Below are 24,483 nucleotides of genomic sequence, written 5' to 3' on the forward strand. Positions count from 1 at the left end.
CGATGAGCGACGGCGGGGACCGCGACGCGAGCGAGGCCGACGGCGACGAGGCCGCGGCAGACGCGAACGGCGGCGACGAGACCGTCATCCGCCGCGAGCGCTTCGCCGGCGGCCCCGCCCGCTCGTTCCTCTCCTCGCTCGCCGACGACGAGCGCATCTTCGCGGCCGACCTGGCCGTCGACCGCGCCCACGTCGTGATGCTCGCGGAGCAGGAGATCGTCGACAGCGAGACGGCCGGCGAGATCCTCGCCGCGCTCGACGACGTGGAGCAGGCCGGTCACGGCGCGCTCCCCGACGGCGAGGACGTCCACGAGGCCATCGAGAGCGCGGTCATCGAGCGCGTCGGTCCCGACGGCGGGAAGATGCACACCGCCCGCTCGCGCAACGACGAGGTGGCGGCCTGCATCCGCTACCGCCTGCGTGCGGACGTGCTCGACCTGATCGAGACGGTCGTGGGCGCGCGCGAGCAGTTACTCGACGTGGCTCGTAGCGAGCGCGAGACGGTGATGCCGGGCTATACGCACCTCCAGCCCGCACAGCCGACGACGGTCGCCCACTGGGTGCTCTCCTACGAACAGGCGCTCCGGCGCGACACCGCGCGTCTGCTCGATGCCTACGAACGAATCAATCAGAACCCGCTGGGCTCGGCCGCCTTCGCCGGGACGCCCTTCGACGTGGACCGCGAGCGCACCGCCGAACTGCTCGGGTTCGACTCGGTCGCGGAGAACTCGATGGACGCCTCGGCGACGCGTGACTTCCTCGTCGAGACGACGAGCGCCGTCGCGACGCTGGCGACGACGCTCTCGGGGCTGGCCGAGGACGTGGTCGTGATGGCGAGCAAGGGCCACGTCGACCTCCACGACGACTACGCCTCGACGTCGTCGATCATGCCCCAGAAGAAAAATCCCGACACGCTGGAACTGGTCCGCGGGCGCACCGGCGACGCCGTCGCCGGGCTGAACGGCCTGCTGACCAACCTCAAGGGCCAGCCCCGCGCCTACAACCGCGACCTCCAGCGCGCCGGCCGCCACGCCTGGGACGCCATCGACAGCGTCACCGAGAGCGTGGAAGTCGCCGCGGGCGCGGTCGCGACGGCCGACTGGCCCGCCGAGACACTCGAAGCCGCGGCCACCGACGGGTTCGCAACCGCGACCGGCGTGGCCGACCTGCTGGCGATGGCCGGCGTCCCCTTCAGGACGGCCCACGAGGTCGTCGCGGAAGCCGCGGCGGGACTGGCGGCCGGCGAGGACGCGCCCGACTACGAGGCGCTGTCCGCCGTCGCCGAGGACGTGCTCGGCGACCCGCTCTCGGCCTACGTCGACCGCGAGGCGCTCGAAGCCGCGCTCGACCCCGCCGAGAGCGTCGCCATGCGCGACTCCCGCGGCGGGCCGGCCCCCGACGCCGTCGACGCGCAGGTGTCGGCCGCCGAGGACGTCATCGCCGTCGACGACGAAGCGCTCGCCGACCGGCGACGGGCCGTCGAGCGGGCGCGCGACCGACGCCGTACGGAGGTGGATCGCTATGCCTGAACGACCGCCATCCCCGCGAGGGGATTTAGTACCATAATTCTGATATTCGTATCAGTCACGTCGCGGATATTGCCTTTTGGAAGCGTTAGCGTGCCGTCTATGTCATAATTGTATTCTGATAAGTTCGAAGCCTTTAAGTGGTACGCTGAACGATTGTGAACCACAATGGCAGAATGCATCGAGTGTGGGGCCGACGTGACCCTGCACGACGACCTCGAAGTCGGAGAGATCGTTGACTGTGCGACCTGCGGTGCCGAACTGGAAGTCGTCGGTACCGACCCCGTCGAGCTCGACAGCGCGCCCGAGCTCGAAGAGGACTGGGGTGAGTGAGGTGTTCGCGGTGGCGCGGCGCACTGCGCCGTATCCGACCGTGGCGCCTGTGGCCGCGAGCCGCGAACTGACGGAGGACGAAGCATGAAAGTCGGAATCCTCTACTCGCGCATCCGACGGGACGAGAAGCTCCTGCTGTCGGAACTGCGCGAGCGCGACCACGAGATCGAGAAGATCGACGTCCGCAAACAGCAGTTCAACATCAGCGAGGCCCCCGAGGCGTTCGACGACCTCGACATCGTCGTCGACCGCTGTCTGGCCACCAGCCGCTCCGTGTACGCGACGAAGTTCGCGAAGGCCTACGGCGTCCCCGTGGTCAACGGGCCGGACGTGGCCGACACCTGCGCGGACAAGGTCAACAACAGCCTCGCGCTGGAGGCGGCCGGCGTCCCGACGCCGGACACCGACGTGGCCTTTACCAAGGACGCCGCGCTGGAGTCCATCGAGAAGTTCGGCTACCCCTGCGTCCTCAAGCCCGTCGTGGGCTCGTGGGGCCGTCTGATGGCGAAGATCGACTCGCGCTCGGCAGCCGAGGCCATCCTCGAACACAAGGAGACCCTCGGCCACTACGAGCACAAGATCTTCTACGTCCAGGAGTTCGTCGAGAAGCCTGGCCGCGACATCCGCGTGCTCGCCACCGACGGCGAGCCGGTCGCGGCGATGGTCCGCTCGTCGGACCACTGGCTCACCAACGCCGCGAAGGGCGCCGAGACGGACACCTTCGAACTCGACGACCGCGCGCTCGAACTGGTCGAGAAGGCCTCCGACGCCGTCGGTGGCGGGCTGCTCGGCATCGACCTCATGGAGGTTGGGGTGTCGCAACGCGACACCCAGGACGCGAGCGGCGACGAGCCGCGAGCGCGTGAGTTCGAGGACTACACCGTCCACGAGGTCAACCACACCGTCGAGTTCAAGGCGCTGAACGAGGTCACGGACATCGACGTGCCCGCCGCCGTCGTCGACTGGCTCGAACAGCGGGCCGCGACCGGCGCCGACGCCGAGGTGACCGCATGACGTACACCGCGAGCGTCGTCGGCGGTTCGGGCTTCACGGGCGGGGAACTGCTCCGCCTGCTCGACGGCCACCCCGAGTTCGAACTGGCACAGGCGACCAGCCGCTCGAAGGAGAACAAGACCATCGGGCACGCCCACCCGAACCTCCGGCACTCGGATCTGCGCTTCTCCTCGCCGGAGGACTTAGAATCCGTGGACGTGCTGTTCGCCGCGACGCCCCACGGCGTCTCGATGGAGCAGATCGACAGCTTCCAGGAGGCCGCCGGCACCGTCGTGGACCTCTCCGCCGACTTCCGGCTGGACACCGAAGCACAGTACGACGAGTGGTACGACGGCCACACGCGTCCGGACCTGCTCGCCGACAGCGAGTACGCGCTGCCGGAACTCAACCGCGACAACCTCGAAGGCGCGGACCTCATCGCCTCCGGCGGCTGTAACGCCACGGCGACGATCCTGGGCCTGCTGCCGCTGTTCGAGGCCGACATCCTCTCCGGCGACGAGCAGGTCGTCGTCGACGTGAAGGTCGGCTCCAGCGAGGGCGGGGCCGGCGGCGGCGAGGCGTCGAGCCACCCCGAGCGCTCGGGCGTCGTCCGCCCGTACGCGCCCACGGGCCACCGCCACGAGGCCGAGATCCAGCAGTTCCTCGGCATCGACGTGTCCTTCACCGTCCACGCGGTGGACATGATCCGCGGCGCGAGCGCGACCTGTCACGTCTTCCCCGAGGGCCCGGTCTCGAAGGGCGACCTCTGGGGCGCGTATCGCGGCGAGTACGAGGACGAACCGTTCGTCGAACTCGTCGCCGGCGGTGGCGGCGTGTACCGCTACCCCGAGCCCAAGTCGGTCGCGGGCACGAACCGGGCCGAGGTCGGCTTCGAACTCGACCCCGGAAACAAGCGACTGGTCGTGTTCTCGGCCATCGACAACATGATGAAGGGGTCGGCCGGACAGGCTGTTCACGCCGCGAACGTCGCGCTCGGCATCGAAGAGACGGCGGGCCTGGAGTTCCAGGGGCTCCACCCCGTCGGCGCACCGTAACACCTGGAGGTAGTTTTCATGACTGTAGTCATCAAAGTCGGTGGCGCTCGCGCTGTTGACCCAGCGGGGGCGCTGGCGGACGTGGCATCACTCGTAGCGGACGGAGAGCAGGTCGTCGTGGTTCACGGCGGCTCGACGAAGGTCGACGAGACGCTCGAACGACTCGGCGTCGAACCGGAGTACGTCGAGACGCCGTCGGGCGTCGTCGGCCGGTTCACCGACGAGACGACGATGGAAGTGTTCGAGATGGCCTTCGGTCACCTCAACACCCAGCTCGTCGCCGGGCTCCAGAGCCAGGGCGTCGACGCGGTCGGACTGAATGGCGTCGACGGGAAGCTGCTGTACGGGCCACGCAAGTCCGCGGTGCGGGTCGTCGAGGACGGCAAGCGCAAGATCCGCCGCGGCGACCACTCGGGGACCATCAAGCGGGTCAACGGCGACCTGCTGGAGACGCTGCTTTCGGATGGCTACACGCCGGTCGCGGCACCGCCCATGGCCGGAGATGATGACGGCGAGGTAATCCCCGTCAACACCGACGCTGACCGCTCGGCGGCCGCCATCGCCGGCGAACTCGACGCGACGCTGGTCCTCCTCACCGACGTGGAAGGCGTCTACGCGGACCCGGACGACCCGGCGACGCTCATCGAGGCCGTCGAGACGGCCGCCGACTGGGACGCGCTCGAAGCCGCGGCCGAGGGCTTCATGGGCCGAAAGATCATGGCCGTCGAGGAGGCCCTCGACGCCGGCGCGCCCGAGGCGGTCGTGGCCGACGCCAACGCCGACGAACCGATTCGCTCGGCGCTCGACGGCGGCGGCACGCACGTCTACGCCGACGCGCTCGCACAGGACGATCAATCGACGGAGGAAACAGACACATGAGCGGATTCGTCTTCAACGAGAAACCCATCCAGATCGAACGCGGCGACGGCGCGTACGTCTACGACGCCGACGGAAACGAGTACCTAGACATGGGCGCGTCGTACGCCTGTGTCCCGCTCGGCCACGGCCACCCGGCGGTTCAGGACGCCGTCAGCGAACAGCTCGAGAAGCTCACCTACGTACAGGCGTCGTACCCGAACGCCGAGCGGACGGCCCTGTACGAACTGCTCGCCGACACCGCGCCGGACCCCATCGACAAGACGTGGCTCTGTAACTCCGGGACGGAGGCCAACGAGGCGGCGCTGAAGTTCGCCCGATCGGCCACCGGGAACTCGAAGATCGTCGCCACGATGCAGGGCTTCCACGGCCGGACGATGGGCGCGCTCGCGACGACGTGGAAGAGCAAGTACAAGAAGCCCTACGAGCCGCTCATCGGCGACGTGGAGTTCGTCCCCTACGACGATTCCGACGCGCTCGCCGAGGCCGTCGACGAGGACACCGCCGCGTTCATCGTCGAGCCGGTCCAGGGCGAGGGCGGCATCAACCCCGCCTCGACCGAGTACCTCGAAGCGGCCCGCGAGATCACCGAGGAAGCCGGCGCGGCCCTCATCTTCGACGAGGTCCAGACCGGTATGGGCCGGACCGGCGCGCTCTGGAACTCCCAGCGCGCCGGCGTCGCGCCCGACATGATCACGTCGGCGAAGGGACTGGGCAACGGCCTCCCCGTCGGCGCGACGCTGTGTCGCGACTGGATCGCCGAGAACTACGGCTCGCACGCCTCGACGTTCTCCGGCGGCCCGGTCATCTCCGCCGCCGCCGGCGCGACCGTCTCGACGCTCGTCGACGACGAGATTCCGGACAACGCCGCCGCGATGGGCGAGTACCTCCAGACGGAACTGGAGTCCGCTATCGGCGACGAGGTCCGTGACATCCGCGGCGAGGGCCTGATGATCGGCGTCGAGGTCGGCCGCGGCGCGAACGCGGCGCTGAAGAACCTCGCGCTGCACCACGGCGTGCTGGCGCTACCGGCCGGCCGAACCGTGGTCCGCCTGCTCCCGCCGCTGACCATCGACGAGGGCCACGCCGACGCCGTCGTCGAGGCGATGACGGAGGTGCTGGGATGAGCGAGACCGCGACTCACGAAGTCGACACCGAGGCCCGCGACCTGCTGGAGGAAATCGTCCGCACGCCCTCCGTCACCCGCGACGAGGCGGCGGCCGCCGAGCGCCTGGCCGAATTCTTCGAGGCCCACGACCGCGAGGTGTGGATCGACGAGGTCGGCAACGTCCGCGCGCCCGCCGACGACGGCGTCCTCCTTACGTCGCACATCGACACCGTGCCGGGCGACATCCCGGTGCGCGTCGAGGCGACCGACGAGGGCGACGTGCTGTGGGGTCGGGGCAGCGTCGACGCGAAGGGCCCGCTGTGTGCGATGGCTGTGGCCGCCGTCCGCACTGGGTCGTCCTTCGTGGGCGTCGTCGGCGAGGAGGTCGACTCCCGCGGCGCGCGCTACCTCGTCGAAGACCGCGAGACGGCCCCCGACGCCGTCGTCAACGGCGAGCCCTCCGGCTGGGAGGGCATCACGCTCGGCTACCGCGGTCTGCTCGCCGGGACCTTCGTCGCGACGAGCGAGTCCGGCCACTCCTCGCGCCCGGAGAACAACGCCATCCAGGACGCGATGGACTGGTGGGCGGCCGTCGAAGAGGAGTTCGCCAAGGACGAGTGGCACCCCGTCTTCGAGCGTGTCACCTGCAAGCCCGTCGACTTCCAGGGCGGCATCTCCGACGACGGCCTGAGCGTCGAGGCGACGATGGACGTGCAACTGCGCGTCCCGCCGGAGTACTCCACCAGCGAGATCCGGGAGATCGCCGACGGCTACCTGGAGAACGGCACCGTGCACTGGGACGACAAGGTTGAACCCGTAATGCAGAGCCCCCGGACCGGCGTCGCCCGGGCGTTCCGGGCCGCCATCCGCCAGCACGGCGGCGACCCCACGCCGCTGCGCAAGACCGGGACAAGTGACATGAACGTCTACGCGAAAGCGTGGGACTGTCCCATGGCGACCTACGGGCCCGGCGACTCCGACCTCGACCACGCACCGAACGAGCGCCTGCCGCTCGACGAGTACGACCGCTCGGTCAGCGTCCTGGAGAGCGTCGCCGAGCGCCTGCTGGAGGACTGAGATGGACGTACTCGACGTCGACGACCTCACGACCGACGAACTGGCGACCGTCCTCGACCGCGCCGCGGCCATCAAAGCCGACCACGGCGCGGGGGACACCAGCGACCTGCTCGACCAGCAGACGCTGGGAATGATCTTCGAGAAGCCGTCGACGCGCACCCGCGTCTCCTTCGAGACGGGGATGACCCAACTGGGCGGCCACGCCGTCTTCCTCGGCCCCGACGACATCCACCTGGGCCACGGCGAACCGGTCAAGGACACCGCCCGCGCGCTCGGTCGCTACGTCGACTTCATCATGGCGCGCGTCTTCGACCACGCCGACGCGGAGGAACTGGCCGCCTACGCCGAGGTCCCGGTCATCAACGGGCTGACCGACGACGCCCACCCCTGCCAGACGCTCGCCGACCTGCTCACCGTCCGCGAGCAGTTCGGCGACTTCGAGGACGTGTCGGTCGCGTGGGTCGGCGACGGCAACAACGTCTGCCAGTCGTTCGTCATCGGCGCGGCGATGGTCGGCCTCGACCTGACCGTCGCCACGCCCGAGGGCTACGGCATCTCCGACGACGTGTCCGACCGCGCCGCCGGCTTCGGCAACGCCCCCGAGACGACCCACGACCCCGAGGCCGCGGTGGCCGACGCCGACGTGGTCTACTCGGACGTGTGGGTCAGCATGGGGCAGGAGGACCAGCGCGGCCAGAAACTCGAAGACTTCGACGGCTTCCAGATCACGCCGGACCTGCTGGGCGACCGCCCGTTCATGCACTGCCTCCCCGCCCACCGCGGCGAGGAAGTGACCGACGAGACCATCGAGTCCGACAACGCCATCGTCTGGGATCAGGCGGAGAACAGGCTGCACGCCCAGAAAGGCCTGTTAGCGTGGCTGGCCGAACAGGAGTGAGTACGCGTCGAACGGCGTGAGACGCGGTTTTTCGCCCACGTTTTGCGCGAGCGGTCGTGAGCGTAGCGAACGACCCGACGCGGAAAAGGTGGCCGACGGAGGGGCTGTTAGCGTGGCTGGCCGAACAGGAGTGAGTACGCGTCGAACGGCGTGAGACGCGGTTTTTCTTGTTACTGCGCAAGCGGTTCGCATCCGCCTTCGGCCCTGACGTCTCCGGGATCTCCACCCGAAACGATGGCCTTTTCGCTACGTTTGGGACTGTTTCACACCCCAACCGTCACAGGAACACGGACGAGGCTCGCTTGACGAAGTCGACGGGGTCTGACTTGAGTTGGTTGACGTAGCGGACGGGGTCCGACTGGACGGCCTCGACCGAGGCGCGCCCTTCCCGGGCGACCCGGTTGAGGTAGCCCTGCCGGAGCATCACGTTGCGCTCCTTGCTGTAGACCGGCTTGCTCGTCCGGCGGGCGATCTTCCGGGCCTGGGTGTGCGAACTCTCGATGAACAGTTTCGCGTCCGTCGACTGGTACACGTCGGCCTTGTATTCGGCGTGGTCCCCCGCGGCGACGCGGGCCGCCTTGTCGGGGTACTGCATCATCACCAGTTCGTCGTATTCGATGCCGTGCTCGTCGAGCCAGTTCGCCGTCTCCTCGCGGTACTTCTCCAGCCGGCAGGTCACGATGCGGCCGATCTCGACCGACGGAACGCACTTGGGGGAGACAGTGGTCAGGAACTCTCGGTAGTTCGGCCCGTCGTCGTTCTCCGCCGGGGTCGGATCGCGACACAGGATCCCGTCCAGGTCGACGCAGGCGTCGGCGAGAAAGTCGTGGTGCATCATGTTCCACTCGAACACACGGGGGAACGGGAGCGTCTGGGCGTACGTGTCGACGAACCGCTCGGACCCCTCGTCGACGTACACCGCGCCGTAGTACGTCTCTGCGGGAAGGCCGAGCGATTCGACCGTCTCACGCGCTTCGGTCATCGCGCCGCCCTTGTAGACGGTATCGTCGACGATCAGTATCTTCGAGAACGCCGAGATGTCGAACTCGCCGGTGTATCGCTCGCCGGTCTGCAGCAGTCGGTGCTCCTGCAGGCCCTCGATGTCCGTCATGGGTAAGTTGAGATGGAGCGATAACAGATTCGAGACGAGCATCCCGCTTCTCGGGATGCCGACGATCAGGTCGAGGTCGTCCGGCAGGTCGACAATCCACTCTTGCGTATCGGCGCTGAGATGATCGAAACTCCTGTAATTCATTGTTTGCTAGCATCGCAAGTATTAGCATTTCCCCCGGCTGCTCGTCGCAGTGGGCCATGCGCTTACTTGTTTTCAGAGTGACAGTCATGGCCACATATTAAAAACTTTGATTTATAGTCCCGGTGTCACCTGGTCGAACTCGGCCGTTCGGATCGGACGTGAAAGGCGTTCACGGCGGTCGAAACGGCATTTTCACTCGATTGTCTTCGGTGACGGTCCCCACCGCCGCGACAGACGAACTGGTGCTCGGTTCCAGTCGAAACGATGGCCTTTTTCCTACGTGTGCGAAACCATCTCACAGTTCCAGGGGGGAGCACGACCCAACCGCGCCGGACCGCCTGCGGCGCGCGACACCGGGTGAGTTCGAGGTAACGGCTCCGTTTATCCACCCGGCGGTGAAACACTCATCCAATGGCAGTCGACGCCGCGCCCGACCGGGACAGTGACCTGCTCGAGGAGACCGACCCCGAATTGAGCGAGGCGCTGGCCTGTGTCTTCGGGATTCGAGCTCACGAACTCCGAACGTACCGCGCGCTGCTTCGGGTCCCGGACAGCACCGTCGCCGACCTCGCGGACGAACTGGACCGGGACCGCTCGAACGTCAGTCGGTCGCTGTCGACGCTCCGCGAGGCAGGACTCGCCACCCGACGGCGACGCCTCCTCGACGGCGGGGGCCACGTCTTCGAGTACACGGCGACGCCGCCCGCGGCGGCTCGCGAGTTGCTGCACGAGGCCCTCGACGCCTGGGCCGCGGGCGTCCACGACCGCATCGAGGAGTTCGCCGACGAGACGGCGTAGCCGGGGCCGGAACCGCGCGTCTGCGCCGGCAACCGTCCGACTTTTGCCTGCCCGGGGCGTGGCCCCGACAATGGCCGACCTAGAGCTTACCGACGACGTGCCCCCGGAGGCCGACGACGGCGTCTGGCTGACCTGCATCGAGTGTGGGGAGACGTTCGCCCCCTTCGACGCGATTCGCTACACCTGCGACGACTGCGACGGGCTGCTGGAAGTTCGGTACGACGACCTGCCGACCTTCGACGAGTTCGAGGGCCGCGGCGTCTGGCGGTACAACGCCGCGCTCCCGTTCGAGAAGGGCGTCACGCTCCCCGAGGGCGACACGCCGCTGCACCGCGTCCCGCGGCTGGAAGACGACATCGGCGTCGACGCGCTCCGCGTGAAACACGAGGGCATGAACCCGACGGGGTCGTTCAAGGACCGCGGCATGACCGTCGGCGTCCGCGTCGCCCGGGAGGTCGGCGTCGACCGACTGGCCTGCGCCTCGACCGGCAACACCTCCGCGGCGCTCGCGGCTTACGGTGCACGCGGCGGCATGGAGACGCTCGTCCTCCTCCCCGCCGGCAAGGTCGCCGCCGGGAAGATCGCACAGGCGAGCCTCCACGGCGCGCGCATCCTCGAAGTCGACGGTAACTTCGACCAGTGTCTCGACATCGTCCAGGACCTCGCCGCCCGCGGCGAGGCCTACCTCCTGAACTCGCTCAACCCCTTCCGCCTCGAGGGCCAGAAGACCATCGGGCTGGAGATCATGGAGGCGTTCCACGCCGACTACGGCGAGTACCCCGACCGCATCGTCCTGCCCGTCGGCAACGCCGGCAACACCGCGGCGCTGTACAAGTGCTTCCGCGAACTGGTCGAGGCCGGCGCGATCACCGAGGACCAGGTCCCGAAACTCACCGGCGTCCAGGCCGAGGGGGCCGCGCCGATGGTCGAGGCCGTCGAGGCGGGGGCCGAGGACACCACCCGCTGGGACGAGGTGGAGACACGCGCGACGGCCATCCGTATCGGCAACCCGGTCAACGCTCCGAAGGCGCTGCCGGGTATCCGCGCCACGGGCGGAACCGCCGTCGCCGTCTCCGACGAGGCGATCACCGCGGCCCAGCGCGACCTCGCCGGGGAGGGCGTCGGCGTCGAACCGGCCTCCGCCGCCTCGATCGCCGGCCTGCGAAAGCTCCGCCGCGAGGGCGTCGTCGACGAGGGCGAGTCGGTGGTCTGCCTGACGACGGGCCACCTGCTCAAGGACCCCGACGCGGCCGCCGAGGCGGGCAACGACCCCGAGCCGGTCGAAAACAGCACCGAGGCCGTCCTGGATCTCCTGGCGGAGTAACCGCCCGCGCCGCCAGCCGTCTCCCGCGCTTGCCCCAGCAGAGATTTCTATCCGGCCCGACAACGCCTCGACGATGGACGGACTGACTGGTCCTTCCCCGTGCCCGCCGCGCGACCGTCTCGATTCCAGACCGCCGGAGGCGGGCCGCGGACGGCCGGGGGCGAGACGGTGACGGGGGTCTACGAGCGCGCGCTGGGTGAGGCCGCTGCCGACCTCCATCCGAAGGTTCGCGAGCGATACGCCCTCGACCCGGACGACGGCGTGGTCTGCGTCGGCCGCGGCGAGATGGACATCACCCGCGGGACGCTCGTCCTGCCGGCGCTGTACGCGATGGCGACCCAGAATATGCTGTTTCCCGAGTCGGGGAGGGCCGTTCCCTTCTCCGTGACGACGGCGGCCTACACCACCGCCGCGGGTCACGAGGCGATGACGACCCGCCGGGCGTTCGACTTCGGCGACGCGACGCGCGTGTTCGACTCGCTGACCGTCTGGGACGCCGACGCCGAGCGCCTGCTCGACTTCCTCGGGACGCGCGGCCGCGTCGCGACCGAACTGCACCCACGGGTCGAGGACGGCGCGCTCGTCGTCGTCGGCGGCCGCCAGTGGGCGAGGATAGGCGGCCGATACGTCCCACTACCCGGCCCGCTCGCCGCCGACGTGGAAGTTCGGGACCGCTACGACGAGGCAGACGACCGCTACCACGTCACCGCGACCGTCGAGAACGCCCTCGTCGGGCACGTGCTCGGCTACCGGGGGACGTTCACCCAGGAGCAAACCGACCGAGGCGAGACGCCCGCTGACCTGCGTCTCGTCCGCGACCTCGACCGCCTGCCGCCGCAGTAATGGGAACCGACCCCGTCAGTGCTCCGCGCGCTCGGGTTCCAGTCGATAGCGCGTCGTCTCCTCCCCGTCGAAACGCGGCCCGGTCCCCGTCGAGTCGAAGCCGGCCGTCTCGACGGCGTCACGGACCTCTCGATCGCTCTCCGGGACCAGCAGTTCGACGGACATGTGTTCCCGGCGGGCGAACTCGATCGGGTCGGCGAGCAGTCGCTCACAGGCCTCGCTCGTCCCGGCGAGTTGCGTCACGTGGACGGTCCCTCGCTCGGCGTCGAAGCTCACGAACCCGACGGTATCCTCGCCCTCCTCGGCGACACGGACGGTGCGGTCGTGGACGAGATTTCGCATCACGTCCGGCGGCCCGTCGGCGAGGGTCGCCAGCCGCTCGGCGTCGTCCTCGACAGCGTCGCGGATTTCCATGCCTGTGTGTGGGAACCCCATGCAAATAAACGGTGTGTCGCGCTCGCCGGCGCATCGACTGCGGGCGGGTGACTGCTCGCCGTCCGCGCCCTCGGGCAGGTGACGACCGGAGATGAACACAGTTATCCCGAGTGACGGATAACCCGGTTTCAATGAGTCACACATACACAGACACGGTGGTAGCATGCGCGTAGTTGCCAAGTTCGGCGGGACGAGCCTCGGCAGCGGCGACCGGATCAACCGGGCCGCCGACTCGATCGCGACGGCCATCGAGCAGGGCCACGAGGTCGCCGTCGTCGCCTCGGCGATGGGCAACACGACCGACGAACTGCTCGACGAGATCAACTACGACGCCGACGACGCCGACCGCGCCGAGATCGTCTCGATGGGCGAGCGGACCTCCGTCCGCATGCTCAAGGGTGCGCTCGCCGCCCGCGGTATCGAGGCTGTCTTCCTCGAACCCGGCAGCGAGGACTGGCCGATCATCACCGACGAGTTCGGCGAGGTCGACGTCGAGGAGACCCAGAAGCGCGCCCACGCGCTGGCCGGCCAGCTCCAGGACGTGGTCCCGGTCATCACCGGCTTCCTCGCCGAGGACCACGAGGGCAACGTCACGACGCTCGGCCGCGGCGGCTCCGACACGACCGCCGTGATGATGGGCGACTACATGGACGCAGACGAGGTCGTCATCGTCACCGACGTGGAAGGCGTCATGACCGGCGACCCCCGCGTCGTCGAGGGCGCGCGGAACGTCGGCAAGATCTCCGTCGACGAACTCCGCTCGCTGTCGTTCCGCGGGGCCGAGGTGGTCGCGCCATCCGCGCTGTCGTACAAGACCGGCGACCTCGGCGTCCGCGTCGTCCACTACCAGCACGGCGACCTGCTGAGCGGCGGCACGTCCATCGAGGGCGAGTTCGAGAACCTCATCGACCTACAGGAGCAGTCCGTCGCCTGCGTCACCGTCGCCGGGCGCGCCATCCGCAACAGCCCGGGCATCCTCGCGGACCTCGCCTCGGCCATCGCCGAGGAGAACATCAACATCGAGGCCAACTCCTCCGGGATGGACTCGCTGACGTTCTACGTCGACGGCGAGGACGCCGAACAGGCCGAGGCCCTGCTGCACGAGCGCATCGTCGACGACGAGACGCTCTCGTCGGTCACCGTCGAGGACGAAATCGCCGTCATCCGCGTCACCGGCGGCGACCCGAGCCAGTCCGCGCTCGCCCACCAGGTCACCGAACCGCTGGCCGACGCCCACATCCACCTCTACGACGTGATCACGTCGGCGACCTCCGTCTCCGTGTTCGTCCCGTGGGAGGACCGCGAGCAGGCGCTCTCGCTGGTCCAGGACGTGTTCTGAGACTCAGTCCGTCGACGCCTGCTCGAACCGGCTCGCGGGCAGCAGCAGCTCGCTGACCTCCGGTAAGTGCTTGAGGTTGTAGACGACCTTCGCGTCGTCGGAGACCGGCGCGGCGATACACGACAGCCGAATTCCCTTCTCGGTGAGATCGGGCGGGAGGATGTGGCTCGCCGGCGACGGCATCTCGCCCTCCACGACCGCGACCGCGCAGTTCGTGCACGCGCCGCCGCGGCAGGCGAAGGGCCACGCGAACTCGTTCTTCTCGGCCGCTTCGAGTAGCGTGTCGTTGGGCTCGACGTAGAACCGCCCGTAATCCGCGGTATCGAGGTCAGCGGCCGCCGCCTTCTCGAACAGGTCGTCGTCGTCCAGCGCCCACCCGCGGTCGTCGAGCACCTCGAAGTTGAGGAACTCGACCAGCGGGTCGTCGGGCTCCGGCGGGGCCGGTTCGGCCTCGCTCTCGGTGTCCTCCTCGGGCAGCGGGTCGCCGGGCTCGTAGCCGTTCTGCAGTCGCTCGTAGGCCGTCTTCACCGCCTGGAACTCGGCTATCGACCCGCCCTGGTCGGGGTGTGCGTCTTTGACACGCTCCCGGTACGCGTCGACGACCTCGTCGTCGTCCGCGTCCGGCGGGACCCCGAGCACCTCGAATGGGGACTCCACACCGTCTCGTAGCGGGCACGGACATAAATCCCCTCCTCTCGCTACAGTTTCTGCTGGCGACCCGCAGTAGCGACTCCGCGGCTACCGACCCTTGACCAGCCTGAAGCCGATCTTCCGCGGGAGGCCGGCGTCTTCGACGGCCTCGATGACTGCGTCGGTGTCGTATTTGACCCGCCGGTCCTCGACGGTCATCTCGTCGAGGTCGAGTACCGCGTAGGCTGCCCGGAAATCGTCGTCGCGGGGCTGTCCCACGCTCCCGGGGTTCATCACGATGCCCGCGTCGTACACCTCGTGGTGCTGGTGGTGCGTGTGGCCCATCACGAGCACGTCCTCGTCGCCGAGCAGGTCCGGCCCGAACTCGCCGGGGTACGTGTAGTGGTCCGGGTCGTCCGGGTGGCCGTGGACCAGCTTCACCCGACCGTCACAGACCCGACGCTCGTCGGGGAGGTCGGCGAGCCACGCCAGCTGCTCGTCGGAGAGCTGTTCGGTGGCGTGTTCGACGCCGGCCTGCGCCATGCCGTTGAAGGCGAACGGCGTCTCGCCGGCGACCGCCCGGTCGTGGTTGCCCATCACCGTCGGGACCTCCTCGGTCGGCCACGGGACTCCCTCCGGTAGCCCCGCCGACTCGCCCCGAATCGCGTCGACGCAGTCGGCGTGCCAGGGGTTGTACCCGACCACGTCGCCCGCACAGACCAGTCCGTCGACGGCCGGCATATCCGAGAGAACCGCCGCCAGCGCCACCCTGTTCCCATGAACGTCCGAAAGCACTCCGAGCTTCATTGTTCGTTTCTATCCACTGAGGGGTCTTGAGTGTCGGTGCTGACTCAGTTGCTGTGTCGACCGTGTCACTCGCCGTTGTACACGGCCACGTCGAACGCGCCCGCGGTCCCGCTGACGCCGGCCGCACAGACGGCGTGTTCGTACTCGTGGCCGTACACCTCGCGTGCCGCCGCGTCGGCCTCGTTCGCGGCCAGGTCGAACGCGGTCGGACTGTCCTCCTCGTAGGTGGCGACGAGCGTCGGCTCGGTGACCTCTTCGACCAGCAGGGCGTCGCGGCGGACGGTTCCAATGACCGCGCCCGGCCCCTCGGCGGTCGTCGTCGGGTCCGCCGCGTCGACGCCGACGATGCCCGCGATGCGTGGCGTGTCGTAATCGTCCTTCTCGAAGTCCAGCGCGAGCAGCGGCTCCGCCAGTGCGTCTCGCGCCGGGTAGCCCAGTTCGAGCTTCTCCGCGATGGGATCGACGTGCGAGCCGTTGCCCACCACCGCGCCGCGCTCGGTGACGCGGACGCCGTTGTAGGAGATGTAGGGGTTGTCCGTCTCCGGTGCGTCCGGCGTCGGTTCGACGGTCACGGTGCCGTCTCGCTGGACGGCCTGGCGGTTCGGGAACGAGCGCGAGGAGACGCGATACGCGCCGACCTCGGGGCCGACGACGACGAATCGTCCGACGTACATACCCGACTGTGGTCGACACCCGGAAAAAGCGGTGTCGATGTCGGGCGAACACAGGACGGTGCTGTCCTCCGAGACTTGTTATAATTTGTCTGACGCGATTTGAAATACGAACGAGAATGATTCCAATTCGTGACGACTGAACAGGACTGTCTCGACGCGCTCCGCTCCGCAGCGAAAGCCCTCGGTGAGTCACCAACCAAGGCACAGTACGAGGAACTCGGACTCACTCCTGCCTCGGCGACGATCCAGCGCGTAGCGGGAAGCTGGAACGAGGCGAAGCGAGCGGCTGGATTGGAGACGAATTACTCCCGGGGGTCCCGCGTTGGCGAGAAGCCCGCGGATGTCTCTCTCCCCGATGACTGTTCGTGGGCTGCCCTCACACAGGACCAGCGCTGGCACTACAAAAATGTCGAGACGAACGGACAGCAGACCCTTGACCGGCGGGCGAGACATCGCGGGTGGGTATACGAACAGAAACGAGACAGCGGCGGATGCAGACGCTGTGACGAGACCGACCCGGCTTGTCTGGACTTCCACCACCGAGACGAGGAAGAAAAGGAAATGACCATCTCGCAGATGATCACCTACGGCTATTCGAAGGCGAAACTCACCGAAGAGATGGCGAAATGCGACATCCTCTGTGCGAATTGTCACAGGAAGGAGCATTACGAAGTGCCGGAGACAGTTACACGGCCCGCGACTGACGCGTTGGATGCCGGCGAGTGACACAGTCGCCCGACTCCGCAACACTGAAATACGGCTGCGGGATTAGAAAATACCACACGTCACCACGTGCGAAGGTGGCGAACGTATCAGTCCATTGGGGTAGAGGCCAATCCTGAAGCCTTCTGGGGGCTTCGACCCTGGTTCGAATCCAGGATGGACTATTTCTGCGGCGAGCAAACTCGCGAGCCGCGAATTCGCAAGTACTGGTTCGAGCCCCGGCAGACGAGCGGAGCGAGTCTGCAGTCGGTTCGAATCCAGGATGGACTATTTCTGCGGCGACAACGGGCCAGCGGCGCGTCGGTCGGTGGTGTTTCGGTACGGGTATCTGAGTGAGAACAGCCAGAAAGCCCCGGCTGGCTCCAGTCGAGGGCCTCGCTGCGGTCCTCACTCCGTTGCGGTCCTTGCGTCGGCCGTCTTCCCGGAGCCAGCCGCCCCTTTCAGTCCTCCCCGATGCCTGGTGGTCAACCGGCTACGGGTGGGGCGTTCTGGCGCTCAGAACTGCGTCCTCCTACCGTACACACTACCCGTCGCTCGCACCCCGGATACTTGTAGCTCGCCCCGAGAGTACGCGTATGGCTCCCGGTCACGTCCTCGTCCCGCTCGACGGATCACCGCTCTCTGACGAGGCGCTGACGTACGCACTGTCGACCTTCGACTGCGAGATAACGGTGCTGAACGTCGTCGCGCCCCTCGACGCGGGGATGAGCGAGGGTGGGCTGCTCGAACCCGGCGACGAGCGCCGCGCGGCGGCGATGGAGCGTGCGGACGACCTCGTCGAGCGAGCGAGGCGGCGGGCCGCCGAGCGCGACCAGGAAGTCGACACGGCCGTCGAGACCGGCGACCCGGCGGAGACGATTCTCGGCGCGGTCTCGGAGCGAGATGTGGATCAGGTGGTGATGGGCGGTCACGGCGGGGAGCGCAACGAACTCGCGCGGCGGCTGCTCGGGACCGTGGCGACGGCGGTCGTCAGCGAGGCACCGGTGACGGTGACGGTCGTGCGGTAGCAGGAGACGCTGGCCGGGCGAGCATCTCAGACCTGCCCGCCGAGCGCCGCGTCCAGCACCTGGTACACGCCGTAGCCGACGAGGACGCTCGTGACGAGCGTGATGAGCCAGAAACTGATCGTGATGCCGATCTTCCGCCGGGAGACGCCGGCCGACCCGCCGGCGAGGCCGCCGCCGATGACGCCGGAGATGATGATGTTGTTGAACGAGATGGGGATTCCCAGGGTGATGGCGGCCTGGGCGATGATGAAGCCGGGGACCAGCGCGGCGATGGAGCGCCGGACGCCGAGCTGGGCGTACTCGCGGGAGGTGGCCTGCAGGAGGCGGGGCGCGCCCATCCACGCGCCGCCGAGGATGCCGGCGGCCCCGAGCGCGAGCAGGAGGAGGCCGGGGAGGCCGAGTTCGACGCGGTAGAGGTTCTCCAGGGGGCCGGTGGCGAGGCCGACCTGGCTGCCGCCACTGGAGAAGGCGACCACGCTGCCCAGCGCGACGAGGAACGTCTTGATGCCCTTGTCGACGGAGGCCTGGGTCCGCCGGCGGATGAACATGAAGCTCCCGGCGGCGACGAGCAGCGTCAGGACGACGGCGGCGACCTCGGTGCCGACCACCATGGCGGCGAAGCCCGCGAGCGAGCCCTGCTCGCTCCCGGGCGGCGAGGGGACGACGCTGAGTTCGACGTTGGCGACGATGCCGCCGACGACGCCCGCGAGCAGCGGGACGCCGACTGTCTCAGGGATGTCGTCGCGGCGCAGGAGCGTCGCGGTGAGGTAGGCGAGCCCGCCCGAGACCGGCGGGACGAGCACCCAGAACGTCGCGATGCGGCGGTAGGTGTCGAACACCGGGTCGCCGCCCAGCGAGAGGCCGACGCCGATCATCGCGCCGGTCGTCGCGAACGCCGCCGGGACGGGGTAGCCGGAGTAGATGCCGAAGGCCATGAACGCCGTCGCGGTCAGCAGGCCGGCGACGGCCGCCAGCGACGAAATCGTCGCGCCGTCGATGAGGCCGGCGCCGACCGTCTCGGAGATGCTGCCGCCCTGCGTGAGCGCGCCGAGCGCGGCGAGGATGCCGATGAGGAACGCCGCGCGCATCGTCGAGATGGCGTTCGCGCCGATGGCCGGGGCGAACGGTGGCGAGTTGCTGTTGGCCCCGAGCGTCCAGGCCGTCACGATTCCGGTGACCGTCGCGAGGGCGACGAGCGCCCAGAAGACGACGGCTACCACCGCTCGTCCGGTGCCGTGTGGCACCAGGTTCGATCGCGACCGGCGGTCTGACGGGGATTCGACGTGGCCATTTGGCCGGAGTTCACGCCCGGAACAGTTAAATCGCTCGCGCGGAGTGAGTGACGGCGGTCACCGGGGCGCTGTGGCAGGATTTGTCTCCGGTGTGGCCGGTGTGTGGCACCGAAGTCTTTAACGGTCGCCCACTCTGCAGGTGGCACATGTCACAACGAAGACGTACGTTCATCAGTAGCATCGGAACGGCGACGGCGATCGGCCTGGCCGGGTGTAGCGGCGGCGGCGACGGTGGGGATGGCGGCAGCGACGGCGGCGACGGCGGAGACGGTGGCAGCACCGGCGGCGACGGGACCGCGTCCGGCGACGGCGGCAGCACCGAGAGCGGTCCGGCCGCGCGGGTCGGCATGGTGTACGCGACCGGCGGTCTCGGCGACGGCTCGTTCAACGACCAGGCCCAGACCGGCATCATCCGCGCCGAGGAGGAACTCGGCATCGCCTACGCCGAGTCCCAGCCCGAAGCGGTCCAGGACTTCTCGAACCTTCAGGCCCAGTACGCCCAGGCGACGAACCCGAACTACGACCTGGTCTGCTGTATCGGCTTCCTGCAGGCGGACGCGCTCACCCAGAACGCCCAGGACTACCCGGACCAGAACTTCATGATCGTCGACTCCGTGGTCGACGCCGACAACGTCGGGTCCTACGTCTTCGCCGAGCACGAGGGCTCGTTCCTCGTCGGCCTCATGGCCGGTCGCCTGACGACTCAGTCCTTCTCCGCCGGGGCCGGCTCCACCGCGGGCGACTCGACGAACGTCGGCTTCGTCGGTGGCGTCGAGAGCGACCTGATCAAGAAGTTCGAGGCCGGCTACACCGCCGGTGTGAAGTACGCCAGCGAGGACGTGGACGTCCAGACGGCCTACGTCGGCGGCTTCACCGACCCCTCCGGCGGCCAGGAGGCCGCGCTGTCGATGTACAACTCCGGGGCCGACATCGTCTACCACGCGGCCGGCAACACCGGGACCGGCGTGTTCCGCGCGGCCCAGGAGGCCGGGCGCTTCGCCATCGGCGTCGACCGCGACCAGTCCATCACGAAGGAGTCCTTCAGCGACGTCATCCTCGCGAGCATGGTCAAGCGCGTCGACAACGCCGTCTACTCCTCCGCTGAGTCCGTCGTCAACGACGACTTCCAGGGCGGTTCGGTGAACACGCTCGGCCTCGAGCGAAACGGCGTCGAAGCGGTGTACGGCCAGCAGCTCGGCTCCGAGATTCCACAGGAGATCAAAGACGAGGTCGCCGAGGCCCGACAGAGCATCATCGACGGCGACATCAGCGTTCCGACCGACCCGGGCAACGTCTGATCGGGGCCCGAACCGACGCAATTCTATCGCCGCTGCGCGGCCGCACGCCGCCCCGTGGCGCAGTGTGCGACCGTGTGTGACCGTGAAGTTGAAACCACAGGCAGTCAACCCCACTGGGTATGGAACAGGCCGTCCACCTCGACGGTATCACGAAACGGTTCCCGGGCGTCGTCGCCAACGACGACGTAGACCTCGCGGTCGAGAAGGGGACGGTCCACGCGCTGCTCGGCGAGAACGGCGCGGGCAAGACGACCCTGATGAACGTCCTCTACGGCCTCTATCGACCGACGGAGGGTCGCGTCGTCGTCCACGGCGAGGAACAGCACTTCGACTCCCCGCGTGACGCCATCGACGAGGGCGTGGGGATGATCCACCAGCACTTCATGCTCGTCGATCCGATGACGGTCACCGAGAACATCACGCTCGGGAACGAGCCGCGCAAGTGGCTCGGGTTCACCGTCGACCGGACGACGGCCCGCCAGCAGGTGGTCGAACTCGCCGAGCGCTACGGCTTCGACATCGACCCGGACGCCCGCATCGAGGACGTGGGCGTCGGCGTCCAGCAGCGCGTCGAGATTCTCAAGGCGCTGTACCGCGGCGCGGACGTGCTGATCCTCGACGAGCCGACCGCCGTCCTGACTCCGCAGGAGGTCGAGGACCTCTTTCGCGTCCTCGAAGAACTGACCGAGCAGGGCAAGACGATCATCTTCATCACGCACAAGCTCGGCGAGGCGATGACGGCCGCCGACGAGATCACCGTCCTCCGCGAGGGGAAGAACGTCGGGACGGTCCCAGCCGACGACATCACCCGCGAGGAACTGGCGGAGATGATGGTCGGCCGGGAGGTCCTGCTCGACGTGGACCGCTCGCCGACGGAGCCGGGGCGCACCGTCCTCGACGTCGACGACCTCGTCGTGGAGGACGACCGCGGCGTGCGCGCCGTCGACGGGCTCTCGCTGGAGGTCCGGCAGGGCGAAGTCCTCGGCATCGCCGGCGTCGACGGCAACGGCCAGTCGGAACTCGTCGAGGCGATCACCGGCCTGCGCACCCCCGACGACGGCCGGATCGAGGTCGACGACGTGGACCGGACCACTGACAGCCGCCGCAGCCGCATCGAGGCCGGGATGGCCTACGTCCCCGAGGACCGCCAGGAGCGCGGGCTGGTGATGGAGTACGACCTCGTCGAGAACGGTCTGCTCGGGAGCCAGCACGCCGACGAGTACGCCTCGAACGGGCGCATCGACTGGGAGCGGACGCGCGGGCACGCGGAGGAGATAATCGAGGAGTACGACGTCCGCCCGCCGGACGCCGACGCCGAGGCGGAGTCCCTCTCGGGGGGCAACCAGCAGAAGTTCGTCGTCGGCCGGGAGTTCGCCCGCGACCCCCGACTCGTCGTCGCCTCTCACCCGACCCGCGGCGTCGACGTGGGGTCGATGGAGTTCATCCACGACCGTCTCAACGGCCTGCGCGAGGACGGTCGCGCCGTGTTGCTCGTCTCCTCGAACCTCGACGAGGTGCAGTCGCTCTCGGACCGCCTCGCGGTCATCTACGAGGGCGAGTTCGTCGACATCGTCGACCCCGACGCGGTGACCGAGGAGCAACTGGGCCTGCTGATGGCCGGCCAGGAACCCGACGAGGTCCCGTCCATCGCCGCCGCGGGGGAGGTGCGCCGATGAGCGGCGACGGGCCGTCGACGGACGGCGACAGCCCGCCGAACGACGACGGCGAGCGGGCCGCTGCGGCCGGTGGTGACGACTCCGCCGACGGCGGACGGTGGGACGCCGCCCGCCGCCGGCTCGTCAGGCTGGGCCAGACCTCCGTCGGCGAACGCGTCCTCATCGCGTTCTCGGCGCTGGTGCTCTCGATGGCCGTCGGGACGGTCATCGTCCTCGTCGCCGGCGTCCTGGCGACCTGCCGGGACCCGGCGCTCACCATCGGCGGGTCGACGCTGTGCTACGACCCGTTCTTCGTCTTCGACCGGCTGTTCCTCGGGGCGCTCGGCGACCCCCTGACCGGCGGCTGGTCGCCGCTGAACAACCAGTTCGCGGCGACGCTTCGGGAGACGACCATCCTGGTGTTCACCGGACTCTCGGTGGCGCTCGCCTTCCGCGCGGGCATCTTCAACATCGGGACGCAGGGCCAGCTCGTCGTCGGCGCGCTGGCCTCCGCGCTGGCCGTGCTGTGGACCGCCTCGCTGGTCTCGGGCACGCTCGCGCTCGTCACGCTCATCCCCGTCGGCCTGCTCGCCGGCGCGCTGGGCGGCGGCTTCTACGGCGCGATTCCGGGCGCGCTGAAGGCCTACGCCGACGCGAACGAGGTTATCACGACCATCATGCTCAACTTCGTCGCCACGCTGGTCACGCGCTACCTGGTCAGGAACCACTTCGCGGACCCGACGAGTCAGGCGACCCAGACCCGGACGCTGCCCGACGCGGGGCAGTTCCCCGCGATCCTGTTCGACCCGCGGACCGACTTCTCGATACTGGCGCTGTTGCTCGCGCTCGCGTTCGTCGGCGGCGTCTACTACCTGCTCGAACACACGTCGTTCGGCTACGACCTGCGGACCGCCGGACTCCAGCCCGCGGCCGCGGAGTACGGCGGCGTCAACGCCCCGCGGACCGTCCTGTCGTCGCTCACGCTGTCGGGCGCGCTGGCCGGCGTCGGCGGCGCGCTGTTCGTGATGATGACCCTCGGGAAGTTCCAGACGGGCATCCCGAGCTACGGCTTCGACGGCATCACCGTCTCCATCCTCGCCGGCAACAACCCCATCGGGGCCGTCTTCGCCGCGTTCCTCTTTGGCGTCCTCAAGTCCGGCTCGAACGTGGTGTCCTTCGCGACCAACGTCCCGCCGCAGCTGGTGGGCGTCCTCCGCGGGCTCATCATCCTGTTTGTCGCGATGCCGGAGTTCTTCCGGCTCATCGGCCGGCGACTCGCCGCCAGCGACCCGGAGTCTGGCACCGCCGTCACCGCGGGAGGTGGGACCGATGACTGACGACGGGCTCCTGAACAGCCTCCGCTCCGCGTCGGGGCGAGTACTCATCACCGGCGTCGCGGGCCTCGCCCTGCTGGCGCTGGGCGTCGCCGGACTCGTCGCGCCGGACTCGACGGCGGGCCGCCTGTTCTTCGTCCTCGCCTCGAAGTCGACGCTGTCGGCGACGCTGCGCCTCTCCGTCCCCATCGTCTTCGCCGCGCTGGGCGGCATCTTCGCCGAGAAGAGCGGCGTCATCAACATCGGACTGGAGGGCCTGCTCATCATCTCCGCGTTCAGCGCTGTCTACGGCGCGGACGTGACCGGGTCGCTGTGGGTCGGCTTCTTCATCGGCATCCTGTCCTCGACCCTGCTCGCGGCGCTGTTCGCCGTCGTCTGCATCGAGTTCCGCGCCGACCAGATCATCGCCGGACTGGCCGTCTGGCTCATCGCGCTCGGCCTCGCGCCCTTCGCCTCGTCGGTGTTCTACGGCGGCCCCAACACCACCAACGTCGGGACGCTCGACACCATCACCGTCGAGGGGCTGGCGAGCATCCCGTTCTTCGGCGCGTTCTTCGACGCCTCGCCCGCCGTCTACCTGATGCTGCTCGCGGTCCTCGCCTCGTGGTACGTCCTGAATCGCACCACCTTCGGCCGCTGGGTCCGCGCCGCCGGCGAGAATCCGAAGGCCCTCGACACCGCCGGCGTCGGCGTGTCCCGCGTCCGCTACGCCGCCGTCCTGCTATCTGGCGTCCTCTCGGGCATGGGCGGGGCCGCGCTGGCGTTCAACATCGGCCAGTTCACCGGCAACGGCCCGACGATGGTCAACGGCAAGGGGTTCATCGCCATCGTCGCGTACCTCTTTGGCAACTACAACCCCGTCGGCGCGCTCCTCTCGACGGCGCTGTTCGCCGGCCTCGACGCCACGCAACTGCGCCTCCAGACGGCCGACGTGATCGCCGTCCCCGACTCGCTGGTCCAGACCATCCCCTTCGTCGCCGTCATCCTCGTGCTCGCGCTCGTCGGTCGCACCCGCCTGCCCGAGGCCGCCGGCGACCACTACGAGTCCGGGGAGGAGTAGTTGCAGGGCTCGGTCCCTGCCGCTGCTGACTGGGACAGTCGATGAAAAGTGGCACACAGTGGTCTGTATGCGTACGCCCCTCTCGACAACAAAAGCGGACCTCAACCGCTGAGAAATAGTTAACGAGGTGCGTGAAAAAGCCG

General features: G+C 68.6%; 24 protein-coding genes. 18 read left to right on the forward strand and 6 right to left on the reverse strand.

The window, feature by feature from the left end; translation table 11 throughout:
• Window positions 1-2 precede the first annotated feature (2 nt).
• The 8 genes from argH (at window position 3) to argF (ending at window position 7,866) form a co-directional block, all read left to right on the forward strand.
• Window positions 3-1,529 carry an argininosuccinate lyase gene (gene argH / locus ACOZ4I_RS17105; RefSeq protein WP_424001694.1) on the forward strand — a complete coding sequence of 509 codons (1,527 nt, stop codon included), beginning with the start codon at window positions 3-5 and terminating at the stop codon, window positions 1,527-1,529.
• Between the two features lie 165 nt (window positions 1,530-1,694).
• Window positions 1,695-1,859: a lysine biosynthesis protein LysW gene (gene lysW / locus ACOZ4I_RS17110; protein ID WP_162413528.1), complete on the forward strand. Its 165-nt coding sequence runs from the start codon at window positions 1,695-1,697 to the stop codon at window positions 1,857-1,859.
• Window positions 1,860-1,943: 84 nt separating this feature from the next.
• Window positions 1,944-2,873: a lysine biosynthesis protein LysX gene (gene lysX / locus ACOZ4I_RS17115; protein WP_424001696.1), complete on the forward strand. Its 930-nt coding sequence runs from the start codon at window positions 1,944-1,946 to the stop codon at window positions 2,871-2,873.
• Window positions 2,870-3,907 (forward strand): N-acetyl-gamma-glutamyl-phosphate reductase, encoded by a 1,038-nt coding sequence (gene argC, locus ACOZ4I_RS17120; protein WP_424001698.1) that lies wholly within the window; start codon window positions 2,870-2,872, stop codon window positions 3,905-3,907. Before lysX ends, argC begins: the two co-directional genes overlap by 4 nt.
• 18 nt (window positions 3,908-3,925) lie before the next feature.
• Window positions 3,926-4,786 carry an acetylglutamate/acetylaminoadipate kinase gene (locus ACOZ4I_RS17125; RefSeq protein WP_424001700.1) on the forward strand — a complete coding sequence of 287 codons (861 nt, stop codon included), beginning with the start codon at window positions 3,926-3,928 and terminating at the stop codon, window positions 4,784-4,786.
• Complete coding sequence (locus ACOZ4I_RS17130; protein ID WP_424001702.1) at window positions 4,783-5,910, forward strand: aspartate aminotransferase family protein; 1,128 nt, start codon at window positions 4,783-4,785, stop codon at window positions 5,908-5,910. Before ACOZ4I_RS17125 ends, ACOZ4I_RS17130 begins: the two co-directional genes overlap by 4 nt.
• Window positions 5,907-6,968, forward strand: a complete 1,062-nt coding sequence (locus tag ACOZ4I_RS17135) for a [LysW]-lysine hydrolase (RefSeq protein WP_424001704.1) — start codon at window positions 5,907-5,909, stop codon at window positions 6,966-6,968. Before ACOZ4I_RS17130 ends, ACOZ4I_RS17135 begins: the two co-directional genes overlap by 4 nt.
• A gap of 1 nt (window position 6,969) precedes the next feature.
• Window positions 6,970-7,866: an ornithine carbamoyltransferase gene (argF, locus tag ACOZ4I_RS17140; RefSeq protein WP_424001706.1), complete on the forward strand. Its 897-nt coding sequence runs from the start codon at window positions 6,970-6,972 to the stop codon at window positions 7,864-7,866.
• A 277-nt stretch (window positions 7,867-8,143) separates the two neighbouring features.
• Here argF and ACOZ4I_RS17145 read toward each other — a convergent pair whose 3' ends face one another.
• Window positions 8,144-9,121 (reverse strand): orotate phosphoribosyltransferase, encoded by a 978-nt coding sequence (locus tag ACOZ4I_RS17145; protein WP_424001708.1) that lies wholly within the window; start codon window positions 9,119-9,121, stop codon window positions 8,144-8,146.
• Between the two features lie 411 nt (window positions 9,122-9,532).
• Here ACOZ4I_RS17145 and ACOZ4I_RS17150 point away from each other — a divergent pair, with 411 nt between their 5' ends.
• The 3 genes from ACOZ4I_RS17150 to ACOZ4I_RS17160 all read left to right on the forward strand — a co-directional run bounded on the left by ACOZ4I_RS17150 (window position 9,533) and on the right by ACOZ4I_RS17160 (window position 12,086).
• The gene (locus ACOZ4I_RS17150; RefSeq protein ID WP_424001710.1) at window positions 9,533-9,919 is read left to right on the forward strand and encodes a helix-turn-helix domain-containing protein; all 387 of its coding nucleotides are present in this window, start codon (window positions 9,533-9,535) and stop codon (window positions 9,917-9,919) included.
• 70 nt (window positions 9,920-9,989) lie between these two features.
• Window positions 9,990-11,243, forward strand: a complete 1,254-nt coding sequence (gene thrC / locus ACOZ4I_RS17155; protein ID WP_424001712.1) for a threonine synthase — start codon at window positions 9,990-9,992, stop codon at window positions 11,241-11,243.
• A 168-nt stretch (window positions 11,244-11,411) separates the two neighbouring features.
• The gene (locus ACOZ4I_RS17160) at window positions 11,412-12,086 is read left to right on the forward strand and encodes a DUF4166 domain-containing protein (RefSeq protein ID WP_424004832.1); all 675 of its coding nucleotides are present in this window, start codon (window positions 11,412-11,414) and stop codon (window positions 12,084-12,086) included.
• A 15-nt stretch (window positions 12,087-12,101) separates the two neighbouring features.
• Here the strand turns inward: ACOZ4I_RS17160 and ACOZ4I_RS17165 are convergent, their stop codons facing one another.
• The gene (locus ACOZ4I_RS17165) at window positions 12,102-12,500 is read right to left on the reverse strand and encodes a hypothetical protein (RefSeq protein ID WP_424001714.1); all 399 of its coding nucleotides are present in this window, start codon (window positions 12,498-12,500) and stop codon (window positions 12,102-12,104) included.
• Between the two features lie 184 nt (window positions 12,501-12,684).
• Between ACOZ4I_RS17165 and ACOZ4I_RS17170 the strand changes: the two genes are divergently transcribed.
• On the forward strand, window positions 12,685-13,860 hold the full coding sequence (locus tag ACOZ4I_RS17170) for an aspartate kinase (protein WP_424001715.1): 1,176 nt from the start codon (window positions 12,685-12,687) through the stop codon (window positions 13,858-13,860).
• 3 nt (window positions 13,861-13,863) lie between these two features.
• On the opposite strand, the gene fer is transcribed toward ACOZ4I_RS17170, so the two are convergent.
• The 3 genes from fer to ACOZ4I_RS17185 all read right to left on the reverse strand — a co-directional run bounded on the left by fer (window position 13,864) and on the right by ACOZ4I_RS17185 (window position 15,971).
• Window positions 13,864-14,517 carry a ferredoxin Fer gene (gene fer / locus ACOZ4I_RS17175; RefSeq protein WP_424001717.1) on the reverse strand — a complete coding sequence of 218 codons (654 nt, stop codon included), beginning with the start codon at window positions 14,515-14,517 and terminating at the stop codon, window positions 13,864-13,866.
• Between the two features lie 81 nt (window positions 14,518-14,598).
• Window positions 14,599-15,297: a metallophosphoesterase family protein gene (locus ACOZ4I_RS17180; protein ID WP_424001719.1), complete on the reverse strand. Its 699-nt coding sequence runs from the start codon at window positions 15,295-15,297 to the stop codon at window positions 14,599-14,601.
• 65 nt (window positions 15,298-15,362) lie between these two features.
• Window positions 15,363-15,971, reverse strand: a complete 609-nt coding sequence (locus ACOZ4I_RS17185) for an IMP cyclohydrolase (RefSeq protein ID WP_424001721.1) — start codon at window positions 15,969-15,971, stop codon at window positions 15,363-15,365.
• 129 nt (window positions 15,972-16,100) lie between these two features.
• Here ACOZ4I_RS17185 and ACOZ4I_RS17190 point away from each other — a divergent pair, with 129 nt between their 5' ends.
• Both ACOZ4I_RS17190 and ACOZ4I_RS17195 read left to right on the forward strand, forming a co-directional pair.
• The gene (locus ACOZ4I_RS17190) at window positions 16,101-16,697 is read left to right on the forward strand and encodes a homing endonuclease associated repeat-containing protein (protein ID WP_424001723.1); all 597 of its coding nucleotides are present in this window, start codon (window positions 16,101-16,103) and stop codon (window positions 16,695-16,697) included.
• A 572-nt stretch (window positions 16,698-17,269) separates the two neighbouring features.
• The gene (locus tag ACOZ4I_RS17195; protein ID WP_424001725.1) at window positions 17,270-17,701 is read left to right on the forward strand and encodes a universal stress protein; all 432 of its coding nucleotides are present in this window, start codon (window positions 17,270-17,272) and stop codon (window positions 17,699-17,701) included.
• 26 nt (window positions 17,702-17,727) lie between these two features.
• Here ACOZ4I_RS17195 and ACOZ4I_RS17200 read toward each other — a convergent pair whose 3' ends face one another.
• Window positions 17,728-18,921: an anion permease gene (locus ACOZ4I_RS17200; RefSeq protein ID WP_424001727.1), complete on the reverse strand. Its 1,194-nt coding sequence runs from the start codon at window positions 18,919-18,921 to the stop codon at window positions 17,728-17,730.
• Between the two features lie 218 nt (window positions 18,922-19,139).
• Between ACOZ4I_RS17200 and ACOZ4I_RS17205 the strand changes: the two genes are divergently transcribed.
• The 4 genes from ACOZ4I_RS17205 to ACOZ4I_RS17220 all read left to right on the forward strand — a co-directional run bounded on the left by ACOZ4I_RS17205 (window position 19,140) and on the right by ACOZ4I_RS17220 (window position 24,340).
• Window positions 19,140-20,291 (forward strand): BMP family lipoprotein, encoded by a 1,152-nt coding sequence (locus ACOZ4I_RS17205; RefSeq protein WP_424001729.1) that lies wholly within the window; start codon window positions 19,140-19,142, stop codon window positions 20,289-20,291.
• A 119-nt stretch (window positions 20,292-20,410) separates the two neighbouring features.
• A complete protein-coding gene (locus tag ACOZ4I_RS17210; protein ID WP_424001731.1) occupies window positions 20,411-21,967 on the forward strand; it encodes an ABC transporter ATP-binding protein in 1,557 nt (518 codons plus the stop codon).
• Window positions 21,964-23,283 carry an ABC transporter permease gene (locus ACOZ4I_RS17215; protein WP_424001733.1) on the forward strand — a complete coding sequence of 440 codons (1,320 nt, stop codon included), beginning with the start codon at window positions 21,964-21,966 and terminating at the stop codon, window positions 23,281-23,283. Before ACOZ4I_RS17210 ends, ACOZ4I_RS17215 begins: the two co-directional genes overlap by 4 nt.
• Window positions 23,276-24,340, forward strand: a complete 1,065-nt coding sequence (locus ACOZ4I_RS17220; protein ID WP_424001735.1) for an ABC transporter permease — start codon at window positions 23,276-23,278, stop codon at window positions 24,338-24,340. The genes ACOZ4I_RS17215 and ACOZ4I_RS17220 overlap by 8 nt, the downstream gene beginning before the upstream one ends.
• The last annotated feature ends 143 nt before the right edge of the window (window positions 24,341-24,483 follow it).

The organism is Haloarcula salina (assembly GCF_049603855.1).
Taxonomy (GTDB): Archaea; Halobacteriota; Halobacteria; order Halobacteriales; family Haloarculaceae; genus Haloarcula; species Haloarcula salina_A.

What these genes read in the sequence shown, in the direction of transcription:
- ACOZ4I_RS17150 (WP_424001710.1), top strand. Translation starts at nt 9,533, where the DNA reads ATGGCAGTCGACGCCGCGCCCGACCGGGACAGTGACCTGCTCGAGGAG.
- ACOZ4I_RS17195 (WP_424001725.1), top strand. Translation starts at nt 17,270, where the DNA reads ATGGCTCCCGGTCACGTCCTCGTCCCGCTCGACGGATCACCGCTCTCT.
- argC (WP_424001698.1), top strand. Translation starts at nt 2,870, where the DNA reads ATGACGTACACCGCGAGCGTCGTCGGCGGTTCGGGCTTCACGGGCGGG.
- ACOZ4I_RS17205 (WP_424001729.1), top strand. Translation starts at nt 19,140, where the DNA reads ATGTCACAACGAAGACGTACGTTCATCAGTAGCATCGGAACGGCGACG.
- ACOZ4I_RS17185 (WP_424001721.1), bottom strand. Translation starts at nt 15,971, where the DNA reads ATGTACGTCGGACGATTCGTCGTCGTCGGCCCCGAGGTCGGCGCGTAT.
- ACOZ4I_RS17135 (WP_424001704.1), top strand. Translation starts at nt 5,907, where the DNA reads ATGAGCGAGACCGCGACTCACGAAGTCGACACCGAGGCCCGCGACCTG.
- lysW (WP_162413528.1), top strand. Translation starts at nt 1,695, where the DNA reads ATGGCAGAATGCATCGAGTGTGGGGCCGACGTGACCCTGCACGACGAC.
- thrC (WP_424001712.1), top strand. Translation starts at nt 9,990, where the DNA reads ATGGCCGACCTAGAGCTTACCGACGACGTGCCCCCGGAGGCCGACGAC.
- ACOZ4I_RS17210 (WP_424001731.1), top strand. Translation starts at nt 20,411, where the DNA reads ATGGAACAGGCCGTCCACCTCGACGGTATCACGAAACGGTTCCCGGGC.
- ACOZ4I_RS17165 (WP_424001714.1), bottom strand. Translation starts at nt 12,500, where the DNA reads ATGGAAATCCGCGACGCTGTCGAGGACGACGCCGAGCGGCTGGCGACC.
- argF (WP_424001706.1), top strand. Translation starts at nt 6,970, where the DNA reads ATGGACGTACTCGACGTCGACGACCTCACGACCGACGAACTGGCGACC.
- ACOZ4I_RS17180 (WP_424001719.1), bottom strand. Translation starts at nt 15,297, where the DNA reads ATGAAGCTCGGAGTGCTTTCGGACGTTCATGGGAACAGGGTGGCGCTG.
- ACOZ4I_RS17130 (WP_424001702.1), top strand. Translation starts at nt 4,783, where the DNA reads ATGAGCGGATTCGTCTTCAACGAGAAACCCATCCAGATCGAACGCGGC.
- ACOZ4I_RS17170 (WP_424001715.1), top strand. Translation starts at nt 12,685, where the DNA reads ATGCGCGTAGTTGCCAAGTTCGGCGGGACGAGCCTCGGCAGCGGCGAC.
- ACOZ4I_RS17220 (WP_424001735.1), top strand. Translation starts at nt 23,276, where the DNA reads ATGACTGACGACGGGCTCCTGAACAGCCTCCGCTCCGCGTCGGGGCGA.
- argH (WP_424001694.1), top strand. Translation starts at nt 3, where the DNA reads ATGAGCGACGGCGGGGACCGCGACGCGAGCGAGGCCGACGGCGACGAG.
- ACOZ4I_RS17145 (WP_424001708.1), bottom strand. Translation starts at nt 9,121, where the DNA reads ATGAATTACAGGAGTTTCGATCATCTCAGCGCCGATACGCAAGAGTGG.
- ACOZ4I_RS17125 (WP_424001700.1), top strand. Translation starts at nt 3,926, where the DNA reads ATGACTGTAGTCATCAAAGTCGGTGGCGCTCGCGCTGTTGACCCAGCG.
- ACOZ4I_RS17215 (WP_424001733.1), top strand. Translation starts at nt 21,964, where the DNA reads ATGAGCGGCGACGGGCCGTCGACGGACGGCGACAGCCCGCCGAACGAC.
- lysX (WP_424001696.1), top strand. Translation starts at nt 1,944, where the DNA reads ATGAAAGTCGGAATCCTCTACTCGCGCATCCGACGGGACGAGAAGCTC.